This is a genomic window from Oscillibacter valericigenes (assembly GCF_021531915.1).
GTDB classification, from domain to species: Bacteria; Bacillota; Clostridia; order Oscillospirales; family Oscillospiraceae; genus Oscillibacter; species Oscillibacter valericigenes_A.
In genome coordinates this window covers 289,742-307,244 of the sequence record NZ_JAFBIV010000001.1, presented here as the reverse complement: position 1 = coordinate 307,244, position 17,503 = coordinate 289,742, and the positions used below count along the sequence as shown (strand labels likewise).

The window sequence follows — 17,503 nt, the reverse complement described above, 5'->3', positions numbered from 1 at the left end:
TGAACAGTTACCGGGCATTTTTCATTTACAGGAGGATTTTGAATGAACAATACCGCAACCAACACCGCCCCTTGTCCGACTGTCAGAAAGCAGATTGGCAAGACCACCTATATCGTCCGTGTCCATTTCAGCGAGACCGCCAAGGAGACGATGGAGGACAAAATCAAGCGTATGCTCCGTGAGGAAGTCCGCAAAATGTGACTTCTTTTTGAATTTGATGAAAAAGTCCTTGACTTTTCGTCTCTGGCAAGACCCTGAAAAGTATTCTGGTGTCTGCCGGTGCCCGTCTCGCTCCCTTTGACATTCAGGAGGTTCGTGAGATTACCATGTATGACGAGCTGGAGCTGGATACTCTGGGAGATGAAAAAACTGCCCTGTTCCTGATGATGTCGGATACGGACGGCAGCTTCAATTTCCTGATCAGTATGATCTACACACAGCTGTTCAACCTGCTGTGTGAAAAAGCGGATGATGTCTATGGCGGCAGACTCCCGGTCCATGTGCGGTGCCTGATCGATGAGGCGGCAAACATCGGCCAGATCCCAAACCTGGAAAAGCTGGTCGCCACCATCCGTTCCCGTGAGATCAGTGCCTGTCTGGTGCTGCAGGCCCGGTCTCAGCTGAAGGCTATTTACAAGGACAATGCCGATACCATCATCGGCAACATGGACAGCCAGGTCTTCCTGGGCGGCTCTGAACCTACCACTCTGAAAGAACTCTCCGAAGCCCTCGGCAAGGAAACGATCGATACCTTCAATACCTCGGATACACGAGGCAATAGTCCAAGCTACGGAACCAACTACCAGAAACTGGGCAAGGAGCTCATGAGTCGTGATGAACTGGCTGTTATGGACGGCAGCAAATGTGTCCTTCAGCTGAGAGGCGTCCGTCCCTTCCTGTCGGATAAGTACGATCTGACACAGCACCCGAACTACAAATACACAGCCGATTATGATAAGAAACTCACCTTCGACATTGAGAAGTACCTGAGTACCAGGGCAAAGCTTCATCCGAAGGATGAGTTTTTTGTTATAGAAGCAGAAAAATAAGGAGGTAAGCCGCAATGGCAGATGAAAGAAATCCGTTGCCGATGGATGTTCCCGACTTCGTAAGAGAAGCGGAGGAAGCCATGGCGCGTGGCGAAACCTTTGGTCAGCCGCTGGCCGAGGTAACGATCAAATTCGGTAAGGGGCTCGTGGGTGAGCCCTTTACTTCGAAAAGCGGTAAGGAGCTGGTGGAAGTCAGTATTCCAAATCCGGATAAATCAGATACCCGCCCCTGGGAATCCTTTGTGATTTCCCCAAAGATGATTCACGATAATCAGTTCGGAAAAGGTGTCTGGATGAAGCTCCCCGAGGAGGGAACGACCCGACTTTCCCGTTCGGTGAAGACCGGCATGGATGAAACCGGAAGATCCATCTGGGGTCGTGAGACCAGAGAAGTGACCAACACGGAACTGAAGGCCCTGATGGAGTCCTATAAAGATAAATCCAGAGGCTCTGTCCTCTCGGACTTGTCTGACCGGAAGGAAGAAACAGCGGCAGCCAGCCCTTCCGGTAAGGCTTCTAAGAAGCAGGAAGCGACCAGGTAGGAGGCAAAATGGCGACATTCGTATACACCGGTGAGGAGTATATTAATGCAGATCACATCATCAGCATTGATGCCAGCCCGGGTACAGCAACCATCTGGATCCGGTTGGATACCGGAGACAAATATGCCAGGAGTAAGAAATACCTGGAAGAGATCCTCGATATCTTAGGCTACTATGACAGCCGGAAGGTCGAGATCAAATTTTAATCACTATCGTTTGTAAGTCTTCTGTGAGAAAACAGAAGGCTTTTATTTTGCCCTGATGAGGTTCTGCGTTCTGTGGCAAACCGACGCGGTTAGCGAAAAAACAAATCAGGCCAAAAAGGACACGGCGAACATAATGGCAGCAACTATCATTATTTCAGCCCAAAGCGGCAAGGAGGATTTTATTATGGCATTTTTCAACAGCGCAGTCACTGTTCTGCAGACTCTCGTAGTAGCACTCGGTGCAGGTCTTGGTATCTGGGGTGCGATCAACCTTCTGGAAGGTTACGGTAACGATAACCCTGGTGCAAAGTCTCAGGGTATGAAGCAGCTTATGGCTGGCGGCGGCGTTGCCCTCATCGGTATCACTCTGGTACCTCTGCTTTCCGGTCTCTTCGGTTAATCCGAATAGAGTCTGACTGCTTGCCGGAGCAGTGATCCGGCCGGGCGGCGCAAGCTGCCCGTTACATATAAGTTTTTATAAATTGGCATATTCTTTGATTGACTTTTTTATGTTTGAGTTTTATGATGTAATGATTTAGAATAAATCTAAATGGGAGGCTCGGGGAAAGAAAGGGAAAGTCATATGGCTGAATTTGAATATGTTCACAAAAAAGAATATTACCCTGTAAAACACGAGCAGAAAACAATCCTTGATAGAGTTGTTTCTATTATGCAAAGAGAATACGATTTGCCTGGTGTCCGCTATCGATTGATTGGAAGTGGTGACCGTCATCTTGTGACTCGCATAAAGGGTGGTAACAAAGGCTTCGACTTGGATTACAATATTATTCTTCCTCCACTTAAAGAAGGTTGGAGCTATAAGCCAAAGGTTATAGCAGATCAATTCATGCAGGCATTTCAAAAAGCATGTCGTGGAACATCCTATTCTTTTCCAAAGCATAGAACATCTGTAATCCAGCTGAAGCATATAGACAAAGATCATAGCAAGGTGATTTACGGGGGAGATTTTGCCATTATCTATTATGGAGACGATGAATCTGAAGGGTACTATTATTTGAAACACTGGGATGATGGCCATTATACTTTTGAGAAAAGAAGTCAATCAAGAAATGTAGGCTGGAAGCTTGAGGAGATCTTTGAATATAACGACGAGCAAGGCTGGAATTGGATTCGTGAAGAGTACTTGAAGTTAAAGAATCGCAACAACGATCCAAACAAGCGCTCTTGCGTGCTGTATTTGGAAGCAGTACACAATGTTTATAATCAAATCCAGCAATATCAGGATTAAAGTATCGGGGAGAAATTACACAATGATTGAAGAATATACGGCTAGAATGGTCTGTAAATCAGATATTGAATTGAAAAACGGAATTCCTGTGCCACCAGAACCAGCAAACAACGGAGAAATAAGTTTAATCAATCTGCTGAATCTTCAACCACGAAGTGGAATGGAATATGGATTCATGTTTTATGAGAAAAATGGTACTGAAAATATATGCCACATCCATTTTGAAAATAAGCGGCGTGAATTTGAGATTTCCTACGGCACAGAAATTGATTTCAGAAGAAAAGGCTATATGCAAGAAGCATTAGCGTTCTTTGTAAATTGGATTTTTACAAATACGAAAGTGCCTTATTTATATGCTCTGATAAGCAACAACGACGAGTCCCAACACATTTTAGAGAAACAGGGGTTCTGTTTTGAAACACATGACCAATATGGCTCATGGTTCATTTTAACTAGACAATAATACATAGCCAGGAACTGACTTGATCAGCTACCTGGCTATTTTTATGCCCTTCTGCCCGCAGGTGCACATGCGGGCAGAGGGGCATTGTTGTTTATCAACCATATGATCAGCCCGCAGGTCCATCAAACTATATTCGGGATCCGGGCAAGGAGGAAATTACTATGGCATTTTTCAATAGTGCAGTCGGTGTACTGCAGACTCTCGTTGTAGCTCTCGGTGCAGGTCTTGGTATCTGGGGCGCGATCAACCTTCTGGAGGGCTACGGCAACGATAACCCCGGTGCAAAGTCTCAGGGTATGAAGCAGCTGATGGCCGGTGGCGGCGTGGCCCTCATCGGTATCACTCTGGTTCCCCTGCTCTCCGGACTCTTCGGCTAAGAAAGGAGTGTTAATCGTTGGACAGCGTACTCGATCAGATTGGTGAATGGCTGAAGGAACTGCTTGTTTCCGGAATCATGAACCAGCTGACGGGACTGTTTGATTCGGTAAACACTCAGGTTGGCGATATTGCGACGCAGGTGGGGACGACTCCGGCGAACTTCTCGCCGGGCGTCTTCGCCATGATCCGGAATGTTTCCGAATCAGTGATTATCCCGGTCGCAGGCTTGATATTGACCTTCATTGCCTGCTACGAGCTGATTCAGATGATCATTGACCACAATAACCTTGCCAACTTTGAAACCTGGATCTTCTTCAAATGGGTCTTCAAGACCTTTGTAGCCGTGACACTCATCACCAATACCTTCAATATTGTGATGGCGGTCTTTGATGTGACGCAGCATGTGATCAATAATGCAGGCGGGCTCATTGCCGGGAATACGGCGGTGGATGCTGCAGCCTTAGAGACCATGCAGGATACGCTGGAGGCCATGGAAATCGGACCGCTGTTTGCACTGTTCCTGCAGTGCATGGTCGTTCAGTTTACCATCAAGGCACTCAGTGTTGTGATTTTCGTCATCGTCTATGGACGAATGATCGAAATCTACCTGATGACCAGTATGGCACCGATCCCGTTCTCGACCTTTGGAAACCGGGAACAGAGCATGGTGGGACAGAACTATCTCAGATCTCTGTTTGCACTTGGCTTCCAGGGCTTTCTGATCATGATCTGTGTCGGCATCTATGCCGTGCTGATCCAGAGCGTCTCCGTCTCGGATGACATTATCGGATCCATCTGGGGCATCCTCGGATACACGGTGCTGCTGTGCTTCACATTATTCAAGACCGGTGCTCTTGCAAAAAGCGTCTTCTCGGCACACTAAGGAAGGAGGTTCAGTAAATAGTGGCAGCTTATATTCCTGTCCCTCGCGATCTTACGAGGGTCAAATCAAAAATCCTATTCAACCTGACAAAACGTCAGCTTCTCTGCTTTGGGGCGGGTGCACTTATCGGTGTTCCGTCTTTCTTTTTGCTCAAGGCGGGCGGCAATACCAGCATGGCATCCATCTGTATGATCATCATCATGCTGCCGTTCTTCTTTCTCGGAATGTATGAACGGGACGGCCAGCCGCTGGAAAAGATCGCAAAGCAGTTAATTCAGGCCAAGTTTGTAAGGCCGAAGGTCCGTCCCTATCAGACGAACAACTATTATGCCGTCCTGATCCGTCAGGCACAGGCAGAAATGGAGGTAAATCACATTGTTTACGGTGAAAAATCTGTTCCGAAAAACAGAAAAAAGAAACCTGAACATGCCGAAGAATCTGACTAAGGCTCAGGCAAGGCAGGTTCAGGAGATCATCGACCGCGCAAGGCGTGATGACGGCATTCCCCGCACCGCGCAGCAGTCGATCCCGTTCCAGCGTATGTTCCCGGATGGCATCTGCCGCGTCAGCGACAAGTATTATACCAAGACCATCCAGTATCAGGACATCAACTATCAGCTGGCTCAGCAGGAGGACAAGACCGCGATCTTTGAAGAGTGGTGCTCCTTCCTGAATTTTTTCGACAGCTCCATCCACTTCGAGCTGTCTTTCATGAATATGGCGACGGATGCCGAAGTCTTTGAGAAGAACATTCGCATTCCGTACCGCAATGACAACTTCAACAATGTCCGCAGCGAGTACAGTCAGATGCTGAAGATGCAGCTGGCTCAGGGCAATAACGGTCTGACAAAGACCAAATATATCACCTTCGGCATTGAAGCCGAGTCCATGCGCGAGGCAAAGCCCCGCCTAGAGCATGTGCAGACCAACCTGATGAATAACTTCAAGCGCCTCGGCGTATCCGCCAGGGTGCTCAATGGGAAGGAACGTCTGCAGCTGATGCATGCCATGTTTCACATGGGCGATACTGACCGTTTTTACTTCGACTGGAGCTGGCTGGCAGGCTCCGGACTATCCGTGAAGGACTTCATTGCTCCCACATCCTTTTCCTTCCCGGGCGGAAAGACCTTTACCATGGGCAGCCTGTACGGAGCCATGAGTTATCTGCAGATCACAGCATCGGATCTTTCCGACCAGCTTCTGAAGGATTTTCTGGATATGGAGTCCAGCGAGATCGTCACCATGCACATCCAGTCGGTAGACCAGACCACTGCCATCAAGCAGATCAAGCACACCATTACCGAGCTTGACCGCAGCAAGATTGAGGAGCAGAAAAAGGCAGTCCGTTCCGGTTATGACATGGACATTATCCCTTCCGACCTGGCCACCTACGGTAAGGATGCAAAGGCCCTTCTGAAGGAGCTGCAGTCCCAGAATGAGCGTATGTTTCTGATCACTTTCCTGATCATGAATACCGGCAAGACCCAGCAGGAGCTTGAGAACAACGTGTTTCAGGCATCCTCCATTGCTCAGAAGCACAACTGCAACCTTCGAAGACTGGATTTTCAGCAGGAGCAGGGGCTCATGAGCAGTCTCCCTCTTGCCAATAACCTGATTGAGATCCAGCGTGCTCTGACCACCAGCTCCACGGCGATCTTCATTCCTTTTACCACACAGGAACTGTTCCAGAATGGCGATGATGCCTTATATTACGGCCTGAATGCCCTTTCCAACAACCTGATCATGGTGGATCGGAAGAAGCTGAAGAATCCGAATGGTCTGATCCTCGGTACGCCCGGTTCCGGTAAATCCTTTTCGGCAAAGCGAGAGATCACCAATGCCTTCCTGGTTACCGACGATGATATCATCATCTGCGATCCTGAAGCCGAGTACACGGCACTGGTCAACTGTCTGGAGGGCCAAGTCATCAAGATCAGTCCGACCAGCACCCACTATATCAACCCCATGGATATCAATGAGTCCTACTCCGAGGATGACAATCCGCTGGCACTGAAGGCGGACTTCATTCTTTCCCTCTGTGAGCTGATCGTTGGGGGTAAGGATGGTCTGCAGCCCATCGAAAAGACGGTAATTGACCGTTGTGTGCACCAGATCTATCAGCACTACTTCGAGGATCCTAAACCGGAAAACATGCCGCTTCTGGAGGACCTTTACAATGCGCTCTTACAGCAGGAGGAAAAGGAAGCCCATCGTGTGGCAACGGCGCTCGAAATCTATGTTAAGGGCTCCCTGAACCTTTTCAACCACAGAACCAACGTCGATATCCGGAACCGTTTCGTCTGCTATGACATTAAGGAACTGGGGAAGCAGCTGAAAAAGCTGGGTATGCTGATTGTTCAGGATCAGGTCTGGGGCCGCGTCACGGCCAACCGTTCTGCCGGTAAGACGACCCGCTACTATATGGACGAGTTCCATCTTCTTCTGAAGGAGGAGCAGACCGCTTCCTACTCCGTTGAGATCTGGAAGCGCTTCCGTAAATGGGGCGGCATTCCCACCGGTATCACGCAGAACGTAAAGGATCTACTTTCCAGCCGCGAGGTGGAGAACATCTTCGAAAACTCAGACTTCGTGTATATGCTGAACCAGGCTGCCGGTGACCGCCAGATTCTGGCGCAGCAGCTGAATATTTCTCCCCATCAGCTTTCCTATGTGACCCACTCCGGCGAAGGCGAAGGTCTCCTGTTCTACGGCAATGTCATCCTGCCCTTCGTGGATCATTTCCCGACGGATCTGGAGCTCTACCGTATCATGACCACAAAGCTGTCCGAGGTGGCAGAAGCAAAGGCGGTGTGATATGGCGAAGAAAGCGACCAGGCTCCATTTCACAGAGGATGAGCTTGCAAATCCCAGGGTCAAAAAGGCTGCGTCCAAAGCCGAACGGGCGGCGGACAAAGCGGATCGGGCGGCAGCAAAAACGCCGAAGAAGAGAAAGCTGAAGCTGGATGCGGACAAGGCAGCCGGACGAAAGGCGCACCTCACCTTTGAAAAGCAGGAGATCCCTGTCGGTGAACTGACCGGCAGGGGCAACCGTTTCACCAGATCGGCGGTTCATTCCACGACTGCAGCCGTGTCCGGAACAATTCACGGACAGATTTCTGCCAATAACCAGGACGATAATACGGCAGTCCAGGCTGTCGATACCTCTGCAGAAGCAGCTGAGGTCAGTGCACATGCCATTGATCATGCTGTCTACAGTAAGAAGCTGAAGTCCTATGAAAAGGCGGAATATCTGCAGACCAAATCCGATGCCGCCAATGTGGAAGCCATCTATCAGCAGCGTATGGCGGAGCATCCGGAGGAATTCTCCAACCCGGTATCCCGCTGGCAGCAGAAAAAGGCGATCCAAAAAGAATATGCGGCAGCCAGACGAGCTGAAGAAACAGCGGCAAATGCAAGTGCGGCAGCCAAGGAAGGTGCTGCCGGGGTAAAAACCCTTGGGCAGAGGCTTGTTGACTTCAAGGACAAGGCCTTTGAGTATGTGACCGAGCATCCGCAGGTATTTCTGGCCATTGGAGCATTGGCGGTTCTGATCATGATCGTTTTGTCATCGCTGTCTTCCTGCTCTGCTTTCCTTCCGGGAGGTTCCGGAGCCATTGTGGCAACCACGTTTACAGCAGAGGATGAAGATATCATCGGTGCAAACAACGACTACAAGGCGCTGGAAGCAGAGCTGCAGCGGAAGGTCAATAACATCGAATCCACCTATCCCGGCTATGACGAATACAACTACTATCTGGATGAGATCGGCCATGACCCCTATCAGCTGGCAGCCTATCTGACGGTTCAATTCGAGGATTACACCAGAAGTGAGGTCCAGTCCACTTTGCGTTCCCTCTTTGATCGTCAGTATGAGCTAAAGCTTGAGGAAGAGATTGAGATCCGATACCGAACAGAGACCAGAACAGGCGCCACCACTTCCACGGATCCGGAGACCGGCGAAGTAACGGAAGAGGAATACGAATATGAGGTTGAGGTCCCTTATGAGTACTACATCCTCAATGTCACACTGACCAATAAGAACCTGGGCCATGTGATCACAGAGTCCGGCGGTATGAATGAGGATCAGGCGGAGCGTTATGCTATCCTGCTTCAGACCAAGGGCAATAAGGAATATCTTTTTGCGGATGATCCTTATGTCACGACCAGCAGTGAGTATCTGAAATACGACATTCCGGGTGAAGCGCTGACGGATGAGCGATTTGCCAACATGATCCGTGAGGCGGAGAAATACCTGGGATATCCCTATGTCTGGGGAGGTTCTTCCCCTTCCACCAGCTTTGACTGCTCCGGTTTTGTTTCATGGGTAATCAATCACTGTGGAAATGGTTGGAACGTGGGCCGACTGACGGCAAGCGGTTTGATGAATCACTGCTCAATTATCCGACCCAGTGAGGCAAAGCCCGGTGACCTGATTTTCTTCCAGGGAACCTACAACACATCGGGAGCCAGTCATGTCGGTATCTATGTCGGCAACGGCATGATGATCCACTGCGGAAACCCGATTTCCTATGCATCTATCAACACGTCCTACTGGCAGCAGCACTTCTACTGCTATGGACGAATTCCTGATTAAAGGAGGAACGCAATTGACAAAGCTTGAAAAGATCGGCGCTGACCTGAAGCGTGCCCGCATAAAGCAGGCCGAATGGAATCAGCGCGTGAAGGATCTGGAGAACCGCTATCGCGAGGAGGAAAACAGTGTGATTCATTCCATGGTTCACGCTGCCAATCTGACTCCGGAGCAGCTTGCCCAGATCATCGAACTGGCAGCCAAAGGAGCTGTCGGTGTTTATCCGGAACAGGTCGATGTGCCTGAAATCAGTAACGAGGAGGACAGAGAAAATGATTATTAAGAGAATGATGGTAGGACTCATGGCAGGTATCCTGATGATGGGAACCCTTTCCACGACCTGCTTTGCAGCTGCGGCAGACAGCGACAGCACAGAAAAGCAGCCCGAGGTAATTTCAGAAAATGCGACTACCACCCCTGATGTGGCTGGCACAGAGGAAACGGAGGAGGAAAAGCTCCCTTACGATGTGAGCGTTGATGAGGACGGCAATTACACCTTCTCCTTCGGGGACTGGGAATGGTCCACCGAAGACATGGAAACGGATGGAACCGACGCGACGGTCAACAACAAGGTCAGAAGTTATCTGAATCTTCGCTCCGGTTCCGGCATGGAATATGAGATCATCGGCCATTTGCTTCCCGGCGAAAAGGTCCAGGTGATCAGCGAGGATGGCGACTGGTATCAGGTTGTGATCCCCGAGAGAACCGGCTATGTGTACAAGGACTATGTGGACATGCTGAAAAAGGAAGAAGAAAGCGGAACCATTGATGAAGAGTTCCTGGCAATGCTGCTTTATCTCATGATGAGCAGCATGAATCAAACAGACACTTCTCTTCCCCTTACCCCTGACGGTAACCTGACACTGGTTGATGATATCGGTCCCTCCACCGGGGCCGGTCAGCAGTTTATTACCATGGTGACTAAATCCGGAAACTATTTCTATCTGATCATCGACCGCAACGACAAGGGCGAAGAGAACGTACATCTCCTGAACTTGGTGGACGAAGCGGATCTCTTTGCACTCATGGATGAGGAGCAGGTAAAGGCGTTCCAGACGGCACAGGATGCCGCCAATGCCGAGGAAGAGGAACCAGAGGTCACTCCACCTGCACCCGATGAAGATGCAGAGTCTGAGAACCAGGAGCCTCAGGTGACGGAAAAGAAGCCTGTGAACATGCTGCCTATCGTTGGTGTGATCACCGTCCTGATTGCCTGCGGAGGCGGTTACTTCATGATGCAGACGAAAAAGAAAAAGGCCTCTGAACAGAGACCTGATCCGGATGCGGATTATACCGAGGATGACGACGATGAGTACGAGATACCGGAAGATGACAATGACGAAGATGAAAGCGAGTATCTGGGTGAGGACGATTCTGAAGAGGTTGAGGTCTCTCAGGAATAATGAATAAGGGCGTGTCCCGGGGCGGCACAAGCCGCCCTTTACATAGAGAACAGGTGCACAGAATATCGCGCACCTCGTTGCGCTTTTGTGAAAACAAATTGACATCCTTCGTTTGTCGGAATATGATAGAAATATATAGATTTTGGCAAAATATTCGAAAGGATATGACGCAAAGCTACAGGGCCTGTAAAATGGCAGCCAGCTGCAATTCGGATTGACGACATTGCTGATTTCTATATCGGCGATGTTTTTTTGTTTTTTGGAGGACAGAGAATGATCGAAGGATATATGAGCATTAAAGAAGCCGCAGAAATATGGAATGTAACACCTCGACGAGTTCAGACATATTGCGTCGAAGGTCGTATCGAGGGCGCGGCAAAATTAGGAAGAGAATGGGCGATACCGGCAAGTGCAGAAAAGCCTGGAGACAAACGGATTGTTAATGGTTCTTGTCGTAATTGGCGAAAGAAAAAAGAATGTAGCCTCTCCGGGAACAATAGTGAGAGTCCCACGTAACATTATCAGCTAATAGAACTTTTGGTAAAGGAGATCATTATGATAAGTGCAGAATTAAGCCATAATCCTTATCTACTGCTTACATCGGTAAAATTTAATGGACAGGCTCCAAGAATAAATAGTCAAATTGAGAAACATGAACATCAACCTTTAAAGGATTGGGTTCACTTGGTTCCTAGCATCTTCTACGACGAAATGAATGGGTATGATTTTGACTTCTTATTTACAGGAACATCCCCGGATTTTGAAGAGGTAAAACTTGCATTTAAGTTGGCAGGCGTTGCGGAAAGCGATGTGCGTCTCATTCACAAAAATGAAATTGAAGATGCAGACACAAAATGTCAAGAAGTTGAAGAGCTGGTAAATTGGCTTCGTGAAAATCCCAATCGCAAATTCAATTTTTCTTCATTCTGGAATGAGAACTTAGAACTGTTTGAAGGAGCGTACACATACATTGTGCTCGGTGGTCCAGCCCCAGAAAAATCAGATTCACATATTGAGTTTGAAACAATATCTAACGCAAAGGAATTGTCAACGACAGTCCTGACAAGTACGCCAATCTTGCTTTATATCAGCAGTGAAAATATAGATCAGCGAAGGAAAGATCTAAACATTCTATTGTCACGTAACGATGTTCGGCAAGAGCAATTATTCTTTATGATAAATCCTGCTATGAATCATCATCAAATCACAAGAATGATTGAGGATTTGGGCGTTAGTACTCCACAGGTGGTATCGGATTATTTTGATGAGGCAATCAAAAAATATATTAGGAATTACCCTGTAACCGAATATATTCGAGATGTTATTGCTGTATTTGAGGCAGTTGCAGAAGATATCGGTACTATATTGGAGGCTGAAAATGAAGAAAGCATAGCGATAAATGCAGGGATTCATGCCAAAATAGATTTACTTGAAGCCAGCCTTTTGCGTTTAAAAGAGACCGACAATTTCTTTGTGCAGCGAGATAATTATGTTGCGCCGCATTCGTTTGAAAGCGCAAAGGATGAATTAATTGATCAGATTCGAAAATGGCGTAATCGAAAAACGAAAATTGTTGGTGATGTAGAAGCGGAAAATGCAGCTATAGAGTATGATACCTATCTTTCAAGGGCATTTCAGAGTTTTATTGATAGAGTTACAGATATTACTCGAACAGCCGCAAGTGAAATCCAAAGTGATTTACACTCTGTTTATGAAGGAGGACAAATAGATACTTCATACTATCCCGAGGCAAATGACTTTACCTCTGCTTCAACTATTCTTTCTCCCTCGTTAAAAGATGAATTCATCGCCTTGAAGCAGATAACATTCGAAGAAGCGAAAGGTGATTTCTTTGGATTGTTCAAAAAGAGTCCAGACGTTGAACCAGAACAAATTCGAGTGGCAACAAGTTATTTAGAACAATGGAGATCCGTGGCTGAAGAAAAATTGCTTTATTTGGCAGAGCAATTCATTGCTGAAAACTCAGCTGCTCTAAATAAATATTATGCTCTTCAGGCGGAAGACTATCATAACCATTTAATTGGTTTATTAACAGAATTAGCAGCTGAAAAAGAACAGGTGGCTTCAACTCTTTCAGATGATGAAAAGAAACTTCAACAAGATAATGATTGGCTTGCTACATTTAGAGACAAGCTTTATACCATAGAAAGGGGTTAATCATGGAGACAACATTGGCAAGTAGGGACTCTGTAGAAATCATAGACCCACAACAGATAACGATAGAAAACAGACTAGAGATAATTGATGAGGGTGTAAGGAAAAAGTATTTGGCGCGTTTATCTGAGATGCCAATTGCTCCGATTACAGATCTTATCCCGCTCGAGGAGGACATTATCAGTAATATTCGTCTGTATAGGATAACAGAAATGGTTTATCAAAAAGGAGAACCCGTTACAGATAAATTTACTACCGTATTTAATACTCTTGCCACATATAATGCCTCTGTTTTTGTGCTTATCGATTCGGATGGTAAAGAGACAAAGTTTTACCTTGGCGTGAGAAATAATGAGCCGGATGGATCTCCATTCAAGCGTTCCACAGTTACTCTTGGAGATACACTGAAACAGACTCTCATTGGGCATTTCCCCGGTATAAAAGTACAAAACGAAAATAGGAAAACCATTGCAGAACTTTCAAAGAAGTTGTCGGCATTGAACAATGTTGCTTCAGTTAGTGTTGTCGGCAACAGTAAAACACAAAAGGATCTTCCAAATGAGCAATTTGTGCAGGGCTTAGAGAAGCTTTCTCTCGCTATGAGCGGTCGCGCCTTTACTGGTTTGATTATTGCAGATAACCAGTCACCACAAAGCATTCAAATGATGCGAAAAAGTTATCAGGATTTGTATACGCGCTTGTCTCCCCTTCAAAAAACGCAGATATCGGACACTACGGGATCTTCTTCGTCAAAAAGCAAATCCTTTTCAGAAATGAATGGTAAACAGAAGGCTGCTATGATTGGTGGAGCTGCTGCATCTATTGCAGGAGTGGCAATTGGTGCATTAAAAGGGGCTCCCGTTCAAGGAATTGGCGCTGTAGGTGGTGCTATGTTGGGCGGACAAGTTGCCGGACAATTAAATGGGTTTATTAACTCACTTGCCCCTAATGAGCAGATAACTGCGAGCTCATCACAAACAACATCATCTACTATCGAGAACAAAGCGGTAACAGACATGATGTCGCTGGTTGATGATTTGCTCAAGAAGACCAGTGAGTATGATAGTTATGGACTGTGGCATGTTGCGGGGTACTTTATTTCTGATGATATGTCTGCAGCTGAAATTGCAGCAAGCAACTATCGCTCACTAATGAATGGTGAGAATTCCGGGCGTGAGGTATCCGCTATTAATTCATGGCGAAGCAATAATTCTGAAAACCTTGGGGATTTTGAAGATCTAACAACATATTTATCTCGATTTGTACATCCGCAGTTTATTTATGGTGGAGATATTCGTGTAAATGCAGCTACCGCAGTTAGTGGCAAAGAGTTAGGGCTCCATTTGGGCCTTCCGCGGGCAACAGTTCCTGGTCTCCCTGTAATTGAACATGCGGAATTTGGAAAGGAAGTAACTTCTTACCAGTTGTTTTCCACTGCTAATAGTGCAGCTCCAGAAGACCGCATGACAATAGGTCGCATATTTGACTTGGGACATCCGACAGACAAGGTTGTTGAATTAAATAACAGAAGCCTCAATATGCATACTTTTATTACGGGCTCGACTGGATCTGGTAAAAGTAATGCGGTATATCAAATGCTTTCGGAACTACGGCAAGACAAAATTCCGTTCCTTGTGGTAGAGCCCGCTAAAGGTGAGTATAAGGATGTTTTTGGAAACTTGCCGGATGTAAATGTTTATTCCACAAATCCTAACATTGCACCGCTAATTAACTTGAATCCGTTTATGTTTCCGGACTCCATTCATGTACTGGAGCATGTTGATGGTTTGGTTGAAATATTCAGTGTTTGTTGGCCCATGTATGATGCTATGCCGGCATTCTTTAAGGACGCAATATTAAAATCATACGAGGTTATTGGTTGGGATTTGGGCTCCTCTACTTTTGAAGGGGATGAATTGGAATATCCGGATTTCGAGGTGCTCACAGAACAATTAGACGAACTTATCGGGAATTCAGAGTATGCATCTGATATTAAGTCAAATTACAGAGGTGCTTTGCTAACAAGAGTAAAATCTCTTACAGTGGGTCTCAACAAATATATCTTTACCAATGAGCAGACTTCGTATGAGAAACTCTTTGATCAGAACTGTATTCTCGATATTAGTCGTGTGAAATCAACGGAAACCAAGGCTCTAATTATGGGTCTTATGGTTTATATCTTGAATGAATACCGAATGGATCAAAAAAAGGGTAACAATAGCGGGCTTCGGCATATTACGGTTCTTGAAGAAGCACATAATTTATTAAAAAATACCACTAATGCTTCTTCTGAGCTGGTAGGAAAATCAGTCGAGATGCTTACTAATACAATTGCCGAAATCCGCACTTATGGCGAAGGCTTTATTATTGTGGATCAGTCGCCTTCATCAGTTGATATTGCGGCTATCAAGAATACAAATACTAAAATCGTGTTGCGTACTCCTGAGGCACATGACAGAGAAGCGGTTGGCAGATCTATTGGCTTAACTAACGATCAGGTTGAGGAAATTGCTAAACTCCCGAGCGGTGTTGCAGTAGTATATCAGAATAATTGGATAAGCCCAGTCTTGACCCTTATCCATAAAGCAAATGTCACCGAAGAAGCATATCAGCCTGGGGTTTTGCCAGTAATAAGAACAGCAAAAACTGCGCGAAATAAGATTGTTAGAATGCTGATGCAGCCATGGATAAGCGGAAATCCTATTGATAGAACCACTTTAGAAGAATCTCTGAAGGTTCTGGATCTTACACGTGGTACACGAAAGAAAATCTCACATCTGATTGATGACTACATCGTCTTCGGTGGTCATTTGATTTGGAAACAGGAAAGATTAGCTGAATTACAAGATTTGCTAAAAGAAGTACTCGGCATAAGCAACACGACACTTGGCAACATTTCTTCTCCCGGAGAACTCAGACAGATGGTTGGAACCAAGGTTGCAGGGTTGAATGCAAAAAACATTGAAGAAATATGCTTCTTGCTCTCGTCCACTGAGGAGGTAATGAAATGACACTAGATAGTTTAGATACAAAAGGCCTCCAAGTTGAACAGTTGGATTTGCGTGCGCATCTTGAGATTTTACACCGTGGTTTTGATACAAATGTGCAACCCCGGGATGGCTTCTATCAGAGTATTGATCCAGCGGTGGATGAGAGTATTGCTAGAACAATCGGAATAGACGACACTGCGACTGTAGCTGCTTTACGTCCAACGATAATGGAGTCAACACGCCAATTGCTGTATGGTATAGAGAAAAATGGCTTCCACACGCTAGGCCTTGAAGAAATCAGCAGTTGGAAGATCAATCCTGAATATGCAGTCCAAAACATCAAACAGCAATCCGGTTATGCAGCTGAGGTTGTTTCAACCTGGAAAGAAAATATGATAGCTCAAACTGAGGGAACTGGAATTAAAACAGTTCGTGCTGATGACCTTCCGGAATTATTCAAGCGAAATGACCAGTTTGTAGATAAAGTTCGTGTGGATGCTAATGGACAGATTGTTGAACGTATTCAAACCAAATTCGTTGGTGCCAATGGAAAAGAATGGGTATCAAAGATGATGTCCAAAGATTTCGACAAATACTTTGATGGGTCTGTCGACAAAATTGAATGTCCTAAAGATTATTACGATGACGCTTTAGTAGCAATCAAAGATAGACGTGCCAGTCTTCAACAGCAATTGGAACGAGTTTCCGCAGATGGCAAAACTGATGTTGTACAGTCTTTAGAACGGCGAATTGACAAATTGAATCAGTTGGAACAAATGGCTGAAAAAAGCACGGTCTCAACAGATGAGGCTGTTTATGCACGGATGCATCCTAAAGCGTATGCCGCTAAAATGTATACCAGTGAGGTTGCAAAAGTCAGTAATGCTGAAGGGCTTAAGAGCGGTGCATTGGCTGCGGGTATTACTGCAGTGGTATCTACAGTTGATAATGTTTCTTCATATTTTGAGGGAGAAATAACGGCTACAGAGATGGTTGTTGATGTAGTTGAAGATACTGCAGCTGCAGGCGCATTGGGTTATGGAACTGCATTCGTAAGCACTGCTGTTGCTCAAACTATGCGTGCTTCATCAAATCAACTGATTCAAAGCATAGGCGGTTCTTGTCTTCCTGCCGCAGCGGTATCTTTTGCAGTTCAGTCATATGAGGATATCTCTGATTATGCGCAAGGAAAAATAGATGGATTAGAATTAGCGTATAATTTGGGAGGAAATGCTGCAATGGTTGCCGGTGGCATTGAAGGTGCGCAAATAGGCGCTGCTATAGGAACAGTGGCAGGACCTGTTGGTACAGTTGCTGGCGGTATTGTTGGAGGAGTTGTCGGTTGTGTTGTTGCGACTGAAGCCTATGAGACTGTAGTCGAGTTAGGATCAGAAGGGGCAGAGTTTCTGGCAACTAAAGCAAATGAGTTTGCTAACCAGACGATAGATGCGGTTGCGCAGTCCGCTCCTGAAAAACTGGAAGAAGTCAAAGGAGCATTTAAGGAGTTTGCTTCAACCGTCAAATTGCCATTTAATATTTAATCTTCTTACATACCCCTCCCTTCCTCATCGGAT

Annotated in this window: 17 protein-coding genes, 1 pseudogene and 1 riboswitch; all 18 genes and pseudogenes read left to right on the top strand. The window is 46.3% G+C overall.

Going from position 1 to position 17,503, the window contains the following annotated elements:
* Window positions 1–42: 42 nt before the first annotated feature.
* Window positions 43–201: a transposon-encoded TnpW family protein gene (locus JQM66_RS01415; protein ID WP_082402108.1), complete on the top strand. Its 159-nt coding sequence runs from the start codon at window positions 43–45 to the stop codon at window positions 199–201.
* Between the two features lie 41 nt (window positions 202–242).
* Window positions 243–1,049 (top strand): annotated as a pseudogene (locus tag JQM66_RS01410) (VirD4-like conjugal transfer protein, CD1115 family); the annotation flags it as partial.
* A 14-nt stretch (window positions 1,050–1,063) separates the two neighbouring features.
* The gene (locus tag JQM66_RS01405; RefSeq protein ID WP_235228029.1) at window positions 1,064–1,591 is read left to right on the top strand and encodes a hypothetical protein; all 528 of its coding nucleotides are present in this window, start codon (window positions 1,064–1,066) and stop codon (window positions 1,589–1,591) included.
* An 8-nt stretch (window positions 1,592–1,599) separates the two neighbouring features.
* Window positions 1,600–1,797 carry a hypothetical protein gene (locus tag JQM66_RS01400; protein WP_235228028.1) on the top strand — a complete coding sequence of 66 codons (198 nt, stop codon included), beginning with the start codon at window positions 1,600–1,602 and terminating at the stop codon, window positions 1,795–1,797.
* A gap of 184 nt (window positions 1,798–1,981) precedes the next feature.
* A complete protein-coding gene (locus JQM66_RS01395) occupies window positions 1,982–2,197 on the top strand; it encodes a Maff2 family mobile element protein (RefSeq protein ID WP_087184127.1) in 216 nt (71 codons plus the stop codon).
* A gap of 183 nt (window positions 2,198–2,380) precedes the next feature.
* A complete protein-coding gene (locus tag JQM66_RS01390) occupies window positions 2,381–3,046 on the top strand; it encodes a hypothetical protein (RefSeq protein ID WP_235228027.1) in 666 nt (221 codons plus the stop codon).
* A 22-nt stretch (window positions 3,047–3,068) separates the two neighbouring features.
* Entirely contained in the window at window positions 3,069–3,509 is a 441-nt protein-coding gene (locus tag JQM66_RS01385; protein WP_235228026.1) for a GNAT family N-acetyltransferase, read from the top strand.
* Window positions 3,510–3,670: 161 nt separating this feature from the next.
* Window positions 3,671–3,886, top strand: coding sequence for a Maff2 family mobile element protein (locus tag JQM66_RS01380; RefSeq protein ID WP_021633195.1), 216 nt, complete (start codon window positions 3,671–3,673; stop codon window positions 3,884–3,886).
* Window positions 3,887–3,903: 17 nt separating this feature from the next.
* A complete protein-coding gene (locus tag JQM66_RS01375; RefSeq protein WP_235228025.1) occupies window positions 3,904–4,770 on the top strand; it encodes a VirB6/TrbL-like conjugal transfer protein, CD1112 family in 867 nt (288 codons plus the stop codon).
* Between the two features lie 20 nt (window positions 4,771–4,790).
* The gene (locus JQM66_RS01370) at window positions 4,791–5,216 is read left to right on the top strand and encodes a PrgI family protein (protein ID WP_235228024.1); all 426 of its coding nucleotides are present in this window, start codon (window positions 4,791–4,793) and stop codon (window positions 5,214–5,216) included.
* Complete coding sequence (locus tag JQM66_RS01365) at window positions 5,197–7,584, top strand: VirB4-like conjugal transfer ATPase, CD1110 family (protein WP_235228023.1); 2,388 nt, start codon at window positions 5,197–5,199, stop codon at window positions 7,582–7,584. Before JQM66_RS01370 ends, JQM66_RS01365 begins: the two co-directional genes overlap by 20 nt.
* A gap of 1 nt (window position 7,585) precedes the next feature.
* Window positions 7,586–9,364 (top strand): C40 family peptidase, encoded by a 1,779-nt coding sequence (locus JQM66_RS01360; protein WP_235228022.1) that lies wholly within the window; start codon window positions 7,586–7,588, stop codon window positions 9,362–9,364.
* A 13-nt stretch (window positions 9,365–9,377) separates the two neighbouring features.
* Window positions 9,378–9,644: a DUF4315 family protein gene (locus tag JQM66_RS01355; protein ID WP_235228021.1), complete on the top strand. Its 267-nt coding sequence runs from the start codon at window positions 9,378–9,380 to the stop codon at window positions 9,642–9,644.
* Window positions 9,634–10,764, top strand: a complete 1,131-nt coding sequence (locus JQM66_RS01350; RefSeq protein WP_235228020.1) for a CD1107 family mobile element protein — start codon at window positions 9,634–9,636, stop codon at window positions 10,762–10,764. The genes JQM66_RS01355 and JQM66_RS01350 overlap by 11 nt, the downstream gene beginning before the upstream one ends.
* 134 nt (window positions 10,765–10,898) lie before the next feature.
* Window positions 10,899–10,974: riboswitch (cyclic di-GMP riboswitch) on the top strand.
* A gap of 63 nt (window positions 10,975–11,037) precedes the next feature.
* Complete coding sequence (locus tag JQM66_RS01345; protein ID WP_235228019.1) at window positions 11,038–11,280, top strand: helix-turn-helix domain-containing protein; 243 nt, start codon at window positions 11,038–11,040, stop codon at window positions 11,278–11,280.
* Window positions 11,281–11,319: 39 nt separating this feature from the next.
* On the top strand, window positions 11,320–12,942 hold the full coding sequence (locus JQM66_RS01340) for a hypothetical protein (RefSeq protein ID WP_235228018.1): 1,623 nt from the start codon (window positions 11,320–11,322) through the stop codon (window positions 12,940–12,942).
* Between the two features lie 2 nt (window positions 12,943–12,944).
* Window positions 12,945–15,950, top strand: coding sequence for a helicase HerA domain-containing protein (locus JQM66_RS01335; RefSeq protein ID WP_235228017.1), 3,006 nt, complete (start codon window positions 12,945–12,947; stop codon window positions 15,948–15,950).
* A complete protein-coding gene (locus JQM66_RS01330; RefSeq protein ID WP_235228016.1) occupies window positions 15,947–17,470 on the top strand; it encodes an ADP-ribosylglycohydrolase family protein in 1,524 nt (507 codons plus the stop codon). The genes JQM66_RS01335 and JQM66_RS01330 overlap by 4 nt, the downstream gene beginning before the upstream one ends.
* The last annotated feature ends 33 nt before the right edge of the window (window positions 17,471–17,503 follow it).